General features: G+C 68.8%; 14 protein-coding genes. 9 read left to right on the top strand and 5 right to left on the bottom strand.

The window, feature by feature from the left end; genetic code table 11:
• The first annotated feature begins 140 nt into the window (after positions 1-140).
• The 5 genes from BO226_RS11755 (at position 141) to era (ending at position 4,785) form a co-directional block, all read left to right on the top strand.
• Entirely contained in the window at positions 141-743 is a 603-nt protein-coding gene (locus tag BO226_RS11755; RefSeq protein WP_170318574.1) for a TetR/AcrR family transcriptional regulator, read from the top strand.
• A 102-nt stretch (positions 744-845) separates the two neighbouring features.
• Positions 846-1,904 carry a PhoH family protein gene (locus BO226_RS11750; protein WP_006554479.1) on the top strand — a complete coding sequence of 353 codons (1,059 nt, stop codon included), beginning with the start codon at positions 846-848 and terminating at the stop codon, positions 1,902-1,904.
• Between the two features lie 49 nt (positions 1,905-1,953).
• Positions 1,954-2,496, top strand: a complete 543-nt coding sequence (gene ybeY / locus BO226_RS11745; protein WP_006554478.1) for an rRNA maturation RNase YbeY — start codon at positions 1,954-1,956, stop codon at positions 2,494-2,496.
• 58 nt (positions 2,497-2,554) lie between these two features.
• Positions 2,555-3,871, top strand: coding sequence for a hemolysin family protein (locus BO226_RS11740; RefSeq protein ID WP_006554477.1), 1,317 nt, complete (start codon positions 2,555-2,557; stop codon positions 3,869-3,871).
• Positions 3,868-4,785, top strand: coding sequence for a GTPase Era (era, locus tag BO226_RS11735; protein ID WP_024101353.1), 918 nt, complete (start codon positions 3,868-3,870; stop codon positions 4,783-4,785). The genes BO226_RS11740 and era overlap by 4 nt, the downstream gene beginning before the upstream one ends.
• Positions 4,786-4,899: 114 nt before the next feature.
• Here the strand turns inward: era and BO226_RS11730 are convergent, their stop codons facing one another.
• From BO226_RS11730 to BO226_RS11720, 3 genes are all read right to left on the bottom strand, one after another.
• Positions 4,900-5,433, bottom strand: coding sequence for a transporter, IT superfamily protein (locus tag BO226_RS11730; protein ID WP_232238107.1), 534 nt, complete (start codon positions 5,431-5,433; stop codon positions 4,900-4,902).
• A 235-nt stretch (positions 5,434-5,668) separates the two neighbouring features.
• Complete coding sequence (locus tag BO226_RS11725) at positions 5,669-6,244, bottom strand: TetR/AcrR family transcriptional regulator (protein WP_071935314.1); 576 nt, start codon at positions 6,242-6,244, stop codon at positions 5,669-5,671.
• A complete protein-coding gene (locus BO226_RS11720) occupies positions 6,235-7,644 on the bottom strand; it encodes an amidase (protein ID WP_071935313.1) in 1,410 nt (469 codons plus the stop codon). Before BO226_RS11720 ends, BO226_RS11725 begins: the two co-directional genes overlap by 10 nt.
• 103 nt (positions 7,645-7,747) lie before the next feature.
• Between BO226_RS11720 and recO the strand changes: the two genes are divergently transcribed.
• From recO to BO226_RS11700, 4 genes are read left to right on the top strand one after another with little or no spacing between them, the layout of a single operon-like run.
• The gene (gene recO, locus BO226_RS11715; RefSeq protein ID WP_024101350.1) at positions 7,748-8,578 is read left to right on the top strand and encodes a DNA repair protein RecO; all 831 of its coding nucleotides are present in this window, start codon (positions 7,748-7,750) and stop codon (positions 8,576-8,578) included.
• Positions 8,535-9,341, top strand: a complete 807-nt coding sequence (locus tag BO226_RS11710; protein WP_050993415.1) for an isoprenyl transferase — start codon at positions 8,535-8,537, stop codon at positions 9,339-9,341. Before recO ends, BO226_RS11710 begins: the two co-directional genes overlap by 44 nt.
• Positions 9,338-9,763 carry a hypothetical protein gene (locus tag BO226_RS11705; RefSeq protein WP_006554470.1) on the top strand — a complete coding sequence of 142 codons (426 nt, stop codon included), beginning with the start codon at positions 9,338-9,340 and terminating at the stop codon, positions 9,761-9,763. The genes BO226_RS11710 and BO226_RS11705 overlap by 4 nt, the downstream gene beginning before the upstream one ends.
• Positions 9,760-10,317: a T3SS (YopN, CesT) and YbjN peptide-binding chaperone 1 gene (locus BO226_RS11700; protein WP_024101349.1), complete on the top strand. Its 558-nt coding sequence runs from the start codon at positions 9,760-9,762 to the stop codon at positions 10,315-10,317. Before BO226_RS11705 ends, BO226_RS11700 begins: the two co-directional genes overlap by 4 nt.
• A gap of 18 nt (positions 10,318-10,335) precedes the next feature.
• Here BO226_RS11700 and BO226_RS11695 read toward each other — a convergent pair whose 3' ends face one another.
• Both BO226_RS11695 and BO226_RS11690 read right to left on the bottom strand, forming a co-directional pair.
• On the bottom strand, positions 10,336-10,752 hold the full coding sequence (locus tag BO226_RS11695; RefSeq protein WP_006554468.1) for a Fur family transcriptional regulator: 417 nt from the start codon (positions 10,750-10,752) through the stop codon (positions 10,336-10,338).
• Positions 10,749-11,132 (bottom strand): ArsR/SmtB family transcription factor, encoded by a 384-nt coding sequence (locus tag BO226_RS11690; RefSeq protein WP_071935312.1) that lies wholly within the window; start codon positions 11,130-11,132, stop codon positions 10,749-10,751. Before BO226_RS11690 ends, BO226_RS11695 begins: the two co-directional genes overlap by 4 nt.
• Positions 11,133-11,286 lie beyond the last annotated feature (154 nt).

Raw genomic sequence — 11,286 nt, 5'->3', positions numbered from 1 at the left:
GATCTAAACGGTGGTGTGCAAGTTACGCAGCTGCACATCCGTGTGCAACTAAAATGAAAGACAGATCACATTCGGCGGAAGAGGGCGAGAACGTGGAGAACTCGGTCACACGACCGCGAACCCGATTCAATGCGAACCGCATGCGCATACTCGACGCTGCGGTGATGTGCTTTGCGGCCGACTCCGACGCGAGCATGGACGATGTCGCCAAAGCCGCGGGTGTCGTCCGCCGCACCGTCTATGCGCACTTCCCCAACCGGGAAGCCCTCGTCGAGGGGATCGTCGACGACGCCTCGACCGCACTCGCCGAGGCTCTCGACCACCCCGAGCCGGACGATCCCGCGGTCGCGCTCGCGGTCGTGGCGTTGCGGACCTGGCCCATCGGCGACCGCTACCGCGTGCTGCTCTCCTTCGCCCGCAAGGAGATGGGAGAGCAGCGCATCGCCGAGCTGGTCTCCCCGGTGCGCTCACGTGTCCTCGGGCACGTCGAACGCGGCCTCGCGCAGAGCCAGCTCTCCGACTACCTCCCGGCGCCCGTGCTCGTAGGGATGATGGAGGGCCTGACGATGGCCACACTCGAGCAGGCCAATCTCGGGCTGGTGGACGACTCGGGCGACACGATCGTCCTGGGCAATCTCGTGCTCGGTGGGGTCTCACCCGACCGGGCACCCGGGATCCTCGCCGAGGCACGGCGGTGGCTCGCGGAGGCGGGTTCTGGTGAAGGCGGAATCCAACCCCGCTGAAACTCCCTGTTGCGGGAGGGTGCGCTTCGTCCGGCGCTAGACTGGCACGAACACGACGACCGTCGTGCAGGAGCCGAACCGAAAGCAGGACGTACCGTCCACGTGAGTGAACCAGACCGACCCCACGAGCCCCCCGAATTCGAGCCGACCACGGTCAAATCGAGCCTCGACCTCCCCTCGGAGGCCGCAGCGCCCCTGCTCGGAGCCGCGGACGAGAATCTGATCGCCCTCGAAGCCCTCCTGGCGGCGGACATCCACGTGCGGGGCAACACCGTCACGCTGACCGGAGCGCCCGCCGACGTCGCCCTCGCGGAACGTGCGCTCGCCGAACTCGTCACCATCGTCCGTCGCGGACAATCGCTCGCGCCCGACGCCGTGCGTCGCACCGTGGGCATGCTCACCCAGGGGCTCTCCGAGTCGCCGGCCGACGTGCTCAGCCTCGACATTCTGTCGCGGCGCGGGAAGACGATCCGGCCCAAGACCCTGAACCAGAAGCGGTACGTCGACGCGATCGATGCCCACACCATCGTTTTCGGTGTCGGACCGGCTGGTACGGGCAAGACCTATCTCGCCATGGCAAAGGCCGTGCAGGCGCTGCAGACCAAGCAGGTCAACCGCATCATCCTCACGCGTCCCGCCGTCGAGGCAGGGGAGCGGCTCGGCTTCCTGCCGGGCACCCTGCACGAGAAGATCGACCCGTATCTGCGTCCACTGCACGACGCGCTGCACGACATGATGGATCCCGAGGCGATCCCGAAGCTCATGCAGGCCGGGGTCATCGAGGTCGCACCCCTGGCGTACATGCGTGGCCGCACCCTGAACGATGCGTTCATCATCCTCGACGAGGCGCAGAACACCACCGCCGAACAGATGAAGATGTTCCTCACGCGTCTGGGCTTCAATTCCAAGATCGTCGTGACGGGCGACATCACGCAGATCGACCTGCCCGGCGGCGCCCGTTCGGGTCTCGCCGCCGCCACCGAGATCCTCGACGGCATCGACGACATCCACATCGCGCGACTCGACAGCAGCGACGTCGTGCGGCACCGGCTCGTCTCCGACATCGTCGACGCCTACAGCCGTTTCGAGGCCACCCGCGACGGCGACGGGATCCCCGGCAACCGTGCTCAACGTCGCGCGCAGCGGGTGCAGCGTCGATGAACACCCTTGTAGATCAACCGAATACCGTCGTGCAGAAGGAACTCCAGTCATGAGCATCGAGATCTCGAACGAATCGGGAATGGACGTCTCGGAGGAGGAACTCCTCGACGTCGCCCGTTTCGTGATCGCCCGGATGGATGTGCATCCGGCGGCGGAGTTGTCGATGGTGCTCGTGGACCTCGACACCATGGCCGATCTGCACGTGCGGTGGATGGACCTTCCCGGCCCCACCGACGTGATGTCGTTCCCCATGGACGAACTCGAGCCCGGGGGGCGTCCGGACGCTCCCGAACCGGGACCGTCGATGCTCGGCGACATCGTGCTGTGTCCGCAGTTCGCCGCCGACCAGGCGGCGAAGGCCGGTCACCCGGTGGCCCACGAACTCGCCCTGCTCACCGTGCACGGCATGCTCCACCTCCTCGGCTACGACCACGCCGAACCGGAGGAGGAGAAGGAGATGTTCGGCCTGCAGAACCAGCTCCTCGCCGAGTGGTACGAGGAGATCCGCCGCGCCGAGCACGAGGCGCGGCTCGCCGCCCGCGACCGGAAGTTGCTGGGCAAGGCCGGTTTCGTCGACACCCCCGAATCATGAGCGGCGACAGTGCGAGCCATCGTGATCGGACGGCACCGATCGAGGGAGTGACGATCGCGTGAGTACCGTGCCCCTCGTCGTCCTGGCGGTCGTCCTGGTGGTGCTCGGCGGCCTGTTCGCCGCCGTCGATTCCGCGCTCAACACCGTATCCGCGGCGCGCGCCGAGGAACTCGCGAAGGAGGGCCGCCCCAGTGCGCGCCGCCTGCTCGGTCTGCTCGACGATCGGCCCCGCTACGTCAATCTGACGGTGCTGCTGCGCATCCTCTGCGAGATCACCGCCACCGTCGTGCTCGTCGGTGCGTTGCTCGCCGTGCTCGACCGCACATGGGCGCTCGTCGTGGGCGCTGCGGTGATGGTGATCGTCGACTACGTCGTGATCGGGGTCAGCCCGCGCACGCTCGGACGCCAGCACGCGTACCCGATCGCGCTCGCCGCCACCGGACCGCTGCGGGTACTCGGTGTCCTGCTCGGTCCGATCAGCCGAATCCTCATCAGCGTCGGCAATGCGGTCACACCCGGTCGCGGTTTCAGGAACGGCCCGTTCTCCAACGAGATCGAGCTGCGCGAACTGGTCGATCTCGCTCAGGAGAGCGGGGTCGTGGCCGACGAGGAACGCCGGATGATCCAGTCGGTGTTCGACTTCGGCGACACCACCGCTCGCGAGATCATGGTTCCACGCCCCGAGATGGTGTGGATCGAGGAGACCAAGACGGCCGGTCAGGCCACCTCGCTCGCCGTCCGCAGCGGGCACTCGCGGATCCCGGTGATCGGTGAGAACGTCGACGACATCCGCGGTGTCGTCTACCTCAAGGATCTCGTCCAGCAGACCTACTACCACCGCGACGGCGGACGCAGCGTCTCCGTCGCCGACGTCATGCGACCGGCGGTCTTCGTGCCGGATTCGAAGCGCCTCGACGATCTGCTCGCCGACATGCAGCGCGACCGCAACCACATGGCGATCCTCGTCGACGAATACGGCGGCATCGCCGGTCTCGTGACGATCGAGGACGTCATCGAGGAGATCGTCGGCGAGATCGCCGACGAGTACGACACCGGGGAGATCCCCGACGTCGAGGAACTCGGCGACGACACCTACCGCGTTTCCGCGCGACTTCCCGTCGAGGACCTCGGCGAACTGTTCGACATCGACATCGAGGACGACGAGGTCGACACCGTCGGCGGACTCCTCGGCTACGAACTCGGCCGAGTTCCTCTGCCGGGTGCGGAGGTACGGACCCACGGCCTGCTGCTCCGCGGCGAGGGCGGACCGGACGTCCGTGGGCGGGTGCGTGTGAGCACCGTCTTCGTGCAGCGCGTCAGCCCCGAAGAAGAACCCACCGATACCGATACGGCCACCACCGAGGAGCATGCATGACCGACACCGACTTCCGTTCCGGCTTCATCTGTTTCGTCGGCCGGCCCAACACCGGGAAGTCGACGCTCACGAATGCGCTCGTCGGCAGCAAGATCGCGATCACCTCGTCGCGCCCGCAGACCACCCGCCACACCATCCGCGGCATCGTCCACCGCGACAACGCCCAGCTCATCCTCGTGGACACCCCGGGACTGCACCGCCCGCGCACCCTGCTCGGCCAGCGGCTCAACGACCTGGTGCAGGACACCTACTCCGAGGTCGACGCGATCGGCATGTGCTTCCCCGCCGACGAGAAGATCGGCCCCGGCGACCGCTGGATCCTCGAGCAGGTGCGCCACATGGCGCCGAAGACCCCGGTCATCGGCATTGTCACGAAGATCGACAAGGTGGGCAAACAGCAGGTCGCCGCGCAGTTGCTCGCCGTGTCGAAGCTCCTCGGCGAGAACTGCGAGGTCGTGCCGGTCTCCGCGGCCTCGGGTGAGCAGGTCGAGGTCCTCGTCGACGTCCTCGTCTCGCACATGGAACCCGGACCGGCCTTCTATCCCGACGGCGAGCTCACCGACGAGCCGGAAGAGACCCTGATGGCCGAGCTCATCCGCGAGGCCGCCCTCGAAGGTCTCGGCGACGAGCTGCCCCACTCGCTCGCCGTCGTGATCGAGGAGATCACCGAACGCGAGGGTCGCACCGAGAAGCAGGGCGAGATGCTCGACGTGCACGCCCTGCTCTACGTGGAACGGCCGAGCCAGAAGGGCATCGTCATCGGCAAAGGGGGCGCGCGGCTGCGCGAAGTGGGCACCGCCGCACGCACCCAGATCGAGAAGCTCCTCGGCGTGAAGATCTACCTCGACCTGCACGTGAAGGTCGCGAAGGACTGGCAGCGAGACCCCAAACAGCTGGGCCGTCTGGGATTCTGACGCCGAGCCCTACGGGGTGGACGCGGTGATCGGCCGGGCGACCCACATCGACGCGAGGTAGGTCGGTGCCGACGAACGCGCTGAAGCGGTCGATCAGTTCCGCCGGCCGCGGTGTCATGGCGACGGCGGCGGAGACGTCGAAGCGGCGACAGCGGCGACGAGCAATCCGCTCACCACCGGGATCGCGAGTCGTCGCACGAGATCACCGACCGGGACGCGGCAGAAGCCCGCGACCACGATCAGCGACGACCAGATGACGCGGGTGCCGCCGCCGGTCCAGGTCGCGGCGTTCTGCGCAAGGGCGGCAAGCGTTGCGGTGTCCGTTCCGGCCTGCGGGGCGAGCGCAGCGGCGATACCACCGGTAAGCGGCAGACCGGCCCAGCCGGAGCCGTCCAGACCGATGAGCATGCCGATCAGGATCATGCTGAACGCGGCGAAGAGACCGTTGTCGGGAATGCGGGTCTGGATGCTCTCGACGGCGTCGAACAGGAAGGCCGGCCCGGTGCCGTCCTCGAGTCCCAGGATCGAACCGGAGTAGTCGGGGATGCCGGGGTACACGAATCCGGCCACCGGCAGGATGATTCCCATGGCCTTGAACGCGTGGACCAAGCCGTCGACGAAATGGGTGGCGCAATGTTCGAGTGCCACGCCCTGTCCGGAAATCGCGAGGGCGATCAAGGCCGAGCGGCGGCAGCCCGGCCTTGATCGCCGCCGGGAGCAGCACATGTCGATCTCGAAGAGTCGGACAGGACTCGGCAATCGGCCGACAAACCACTCGCGACGCGAAAGAATTGTGCACACGGCATAATTCGTGACGGTGGTGTTTCGTCGCGGACGCGGATGTGAACGCGTCGTCACGCCGGGGCCGGTGACCGAAGGGAACTCAGCGACGCGTGGCCGCCGCGCCGTGCAGCAGCAGCAGAACGGCCTCCGACAGATCCGGCTCCGTACCCGTCGACAGGCGGCGCAGTTGCAGCCCGGTGATGGTCGCGACGACCGTCGGGGCGATCGTCTCCGGATCCGGCACTCCCAGCGCGGAAAGGACGGAGACAGTCAACGCGTCGTAGGCACGCCAGCAGCGTTGGGCGACCCGCCGCAGTTCCTCGTCGCGCCCCGCCTGCACATAAAGCTCGAAGGGGGCGATGCGTTCGGCCGTGAAGGTCAGGTCGTGGGCGACGCGTTCGGTGAGTTCGGCGGCCTCCGTCAGCGACAGGGCCCGGGATCGATACTGCTCGGCGAGTTCTCGCAGCCGCTCGGTCTCCTCGTCGACGAAGAACTCGAGCGCGGCGCGCAGCAGGTCGGCCTGGGTAGGGAAATGGTAGGTAATCGAACCGAGCGACACTTCGGCGCGCGCCGCGATGCGCCGGTTCGTCACCCCGGCGACCCCGTCGGTGCCGACGATATACAGGGTGGCGTGGACGATCCGCGAGCGGGCGTCGTCGCGCGTGGTCACCACCATCGCTCCGGGGTGTGTTCGTGCCAGCGCAGCACCGATTCGAGTTGGGAGGCAAGGGACACCAGCAGCGGTTCGGAGTTCGCCGGGCCGAGCAGCTGGGCACCCACCGGCAGTCGCTCCTCGGTGAAACCCGCGGGGACGTTGATCGCGGGCCAGCCCAGCACGTTCCACGGCCACGCGTAGGGGCATGCGCCGGTGATGACCTTGTCGGTCGCCCAGCCGCCGATGCCGTCGATCGCCGTCACCGGCAGCGGCGGTGTGGCAGTGGTGGGGGCGAGTACGACGTCGAACCGGTCGAAGATGCGGCCGACCCGACGGTGCAGCCGCGGTTCGACCGCGCGCGCCGCCCGCAACGGATAACCGCGCAGGAACCGGCCGGTGCGGGCGTTGGCGCGGGTGCGCACGTCGGCGAGGGACGGGTCGGGCAGGCGGTACAACCACTCCTCGATACCGGCCATGGATCGAGGGAGGAAGGTGAGACCGAACGTCATTCCGTAGTCGGGATCGGCGAGCGTCACCTCGTGGCCGAGATCGCGCAGTGCCGCGGCGAGTGCGGCGATGCGGGTGCGGACACGGGCGTCGAGGCTGGTGGGTGTCGCGGTGAACGGGATCTTCAGCGACAGAGCGATGTTCAGCCTGCCGGGATCTCGTCCCACGGCGTCGGAGACGGTCAGCGGCGCGCACGCGTGCCGGTCGCCGGGGTGGTTCCCGGACACGACGTCGAGGAGCAGGGCCGCGTCGGCGACCGTGCGGGCGAGTGGGCCGTGCGTGGTGAGTCCGTTGAAGGATTCGGCGTCGGGCCACATGGAGATCCGGCCGCGTTGGGGCTTGATGCCGACGAGATTGGACCACGAGGCGGGGATGCGGACCGATCCGGCGCCGTCGGATCCCAGGGCGGCCGGCACGAGTCCCGCCGCGACGGCCGCGGCGCTGCCACCCGACGAGCCGCCGGGGGTGTGGTCGCGCGACCACGCGCTGCGGGTGTGCCCGAAGGCGTCGCCGCCGGTGAGCGGCCACTGGCCGAGTTCGGGGGAGTGGGTCTTGCCGACGATCACCGCGCCGGCGGCCCGCAGGCGACGCACCACCTCGGCGTCGGTGTCCTTCGGGGCGAAGGTGCCGGCGCAGCCGAACATCGTCGTCTCGCCGACGATGTCGGTGTCGTCCTTGATCGCGATGGGGACACCCAGCAGGGGGAGGCGTTCGCCGTTCGCGCGGCGCCGGTCGGCCTCGCGGGCCTCGTCGAGTGCGGTGGTGCGGCGCACGACGCGGAAGGCGTTCAGGTGCGGTTGCGATTCGTCGATCCGGTCGAGGCTCGCACGGACGAGGTCCGTAGAGGTGGCCTTGCCGCGGTCGAGTGCCTCGACGGTCGCCTTCAGGTCGCGCAGGTCGGTTCGAGCGTCCATTCGTTCCCCCGTTCGTTCGAACGAACAATAACGCGTTCCCGTTCTGGGTGTCGAGTCCCTTCGTGGACCGTCCCGTGTCACCGCGACATGACAGACTCGGGGAGTGAGGCTTTATCGGGACAACGCGGTGGTGCTGCGCCAGCACAAGCTGGGCGAGGCCGACCGCATCGTCACCCTGCTGACGCGTCGGCACGGTCTCGTGCGGGCCGTCGCGAAGGGCGTGCGCCGGACACGCTCCAAGTTCGGCGCACGGCTCGAACCGTTCGCCCACATCGACGTCCAGCTCCACCCGGGCCGCAGTCTCGACGTCATCACCCAGGTGCAGACCCTCGACGCCTTCGCGGTGGGTATCGTCGACGACTACTCCCGCTACACCACCGCGTGCGCGATCCTCGAGACCGCCGAACGCCTCGCCGGTGAGGAACGCGCGCCCGTGCCGCGCCTGCACGCACTCACCGTCGGCGCCCTCCGCGCGGTGTGCGACCGCACCCGGCCACCCGAACTCGTACTCGACGCCTATCTGCTGCGGGCCATGGCCTACGCGGGATGGGCGCCGGCGCTCACCCACTGCGCGCGCTGCGACCGTCCCGGCCCGCACACCGCCTTCCACGTCGCCGCCGGTGGTGCGGTGTGCGTGCACTGCCGTCCGCCGGGGGCGGCCACCCCGGCCCCGGGTGTGTTGGCGCTGCTCGACGCGCTCAACCACGGACGCTGGGCCGACACCGAGGCCGCCGACACGGCGGTGCGTCGCCAGGCCAGCGGGCTCGTCGCCGCGCACCTGCAGTGGCATCTCGAACGGCAACTGCGTTCGCTGCCCCTCGTCGAGCGCGGTCGCACCGACCCTGCGACGGGGAACCGGGTTGATGACGTCGCCCGGGGTGTCCGGCAGGATGGGGACCGTGATTCGACGACGTACCACGCCCCCATCGCCTGAGCGGGTGATCCGGCCGCCCGACCCGCATCCGTCGGGCGCGCGACCTCCCGTGCTGCAACCCGAGCTGATCCCCCAGCACGTGGCGCTCGTGATGGACGGCAACGGTCGCTGGGCGCAGGAGCGCGGTCTGCCGCGCACCGCCGGCCACGAACGCGGCGAGGCCGTGCTGATGGACACGGTGTGCGGATGTATCGAGATGGGCGTCGAGTGGCTCTCGGCCTACGCCTTCTCCACCGAGAACTGGAAGCGCAGCCCCGACGAGGTCCGCTTCCTCATGGGCTTCAACCGCGACGTGATCCGCCGCCGCCGCGACGAGATGCACGAGATGGGGGTGCGCGTCCGGTGGGCCGGTCGCCGTCCCCGCCTGTGGCGCAGCGTGATCAAGGAACTCGAGATCGCCGAGGAACTGACGAAGGACAACGACGTCATGACTCTCACGATGTGCGTCAACTACGGCGGTCGCGCCGAGATCGCCGACGCCGCACGGGAGATCGCCCGTCGGGTCGCGGCAGGGGAACTCGATCCCGAACGGATCACGGAGTCGACGATCGCGCGGTATCTCGACGAGCCCGACATGCCCGACGTCGACCTGTTCCTGCGGCCCTCGGGCGAGCAGCGCACCTCGAACTTCCTGCTGTGGCAGTCGGCCTACGCCGAACTCGTCTTCCAGGACACGATGTTCCCCGATTTCGACCGGCGCGATCTGTGGGCGGCGTGCGTCGAATACGCCTCCCGCGACCGGCGGTTCGGTGGTGTGAAGTGACCTCGCTGCGCGAGCGGATCGCGGGCGCGCTGACGCCCTTCGTCGACGTCCGCACCCCGTCGTCCGCCGCCGACGGCGACGGCTCGTTCGGATTCGACTACGGCGCCGTGCCCTTCGCGCTGCAGGTCGTCACGCTCACCGAAGGACTCGACGTGGTCTCCGTCACCGGAGTGCTCGCGTGGGATCTTCCACTCGACGACGCCGTGCGCGGTCGGGTCGCGGCCGCCGCCGACGCCCTGCAGTTCGGCTCGGTCCACCTCATCGAACGCGAGACCGACGCCGACGTCGTGCTGCGGTACTCGTTCCCCGCGACCGGGCTCGACGACACGGCGCTGACCACCATGCTGTTGCTCGTGCTCGACGGTGCCGCCGACGCGCGTGGCGCCGTGGCCGGCACCCCCGATCCCAAGGAGAATTCGTGACCACCACCGACATCGACGCCGAGACCACCACCGAGGAGGTCGTCGCCGCCGACGGGACGCACGCCGTCGCGATCCCCACCGAGGACGACGACATGCTGCGCGCCGCTGTGGTGGAGACGCTGTCCGAGATTCTCGAGGAAGCGCCCGAGCCCGACGAGGACGGCGAGATCCCGATCTGGATCGACGACGTGCTCACCTACGCGACGGTCGACGCCGAGGGCGGCTTCGTGCTGCTCACCACCTACCTGGTCGAGGGCATCACGGGCCGCACCCGCGCCGCCGAGGTCCTCGGCGACCTGCAGGTCGAGTTCCCCGAAGTCAAGTTCGTCCTCGACAAGGACCGAGTCACCGTCGAACTGCGGGTCGCAGCGTCGCCGCTCGTCCCGATCCATCTCGTGCGGGCCGTCGCGTCGCTCGTGCCGGTCGTCGAGCAGGCACGCGCATTGGCGCAGCGTCTCGGCGGAGAAGCGTCGGTCTTCGACGGTGAGGCCGAGGACGACGAGGAGAACCTGCTCGCCGACGGCTGCGGCTGTGATGACTGCGATTGCGGCTGACGGCCGCGGGCCGTCGGTTCAGCCCTGAGCGAGGGCGCACTCGCGGCAGTTGCCGAAGATCTCGACGGTGTGGCTGACGTCGACGAAGCCGTTCGACTCGGCCACCTCGTGCGACCAGCGTTCGACCTCCGGGCCGTCCACCTCGACCGTGAAGCCGCAGTGGCGGCACACGAGATGGTGGTGGTGCCCGGAGGAGCACCGCCGGAACAGCGACTCGCCGCTGTCGGTGCGCAGCACGTCGACGCTGCCGACCTCGGCGAGCGACTGCAGGGTGCGGTAGACGGTCGTCAGGCCGATGCCCTCGCCGCGCTTGCGCAGCTCGTCGTGAAGGTCCTGGGCGGACCGGAACTCCTCGGTGTTGTCGAGCAGGTCGACGATGGCGCTGCGTTGACGGGTCGAGCGGACCCCCACGAGAGGTTTGCGGGCGGAGGTCACTGCGATCGTCCTTCCTGGGCGTGAGCGACGGCGTCGACGACGATGCGGGCGAGATGGTCGTCGGCCAGGTGGTAGAGCACTTCGCGTCCCGAGCGTTCGCCGCGCACGACGCCGGCGGTCTTGAGCACGCGGAGATGCTGGCTGATGAGCGGCTGGGTGACGCCGAGGGCGCCGACGAGCTCGTGCACGCAGCGGGCCGACTCGCGCAGTTCGAGCACGATCGAGATGCGGACGGGTGCCGACAGTGCGCGCAGCAGCTCACCGGTCGCGATCAGGGCGCCGGGGGAGACATCGACCGGGGACGGCAGGGCGTCGCTGCCGATCGGGCCGCGGGCGCGCTCGCCCGTGCTGCACTCGCGTGGATCGGCGTCGATGCTCACGGGGCTCCTCGGGGCAGGGGCGGCCGCCGGTCGGCGGGCCTTATTGCAAATCGATTCCATTTTGATATGCACGGTTGTGCATGTCAACCGGCGCGAATTCGAGCTGCGAACGAGGAGCGATAGGCTTACAGATCGACGCATGCTGCGAAAACCC

The organism is Rhodococcus sp. 2G, assembly GCF_001886355.1.
In the GTDB taxonomy this organism is placed as follows: Bacteria; Actinomycetota; Actinomycetes; order Mycobacteriales; family Mycobacteriaceae; genus Rhodococcus; species Rhodococcus pyridinivorans.
The sequence above is the reverse complement of the archived record's forward strand: the minus strand, read 5'-3'. Positions and strand labels throughout refer to the sequence as shown.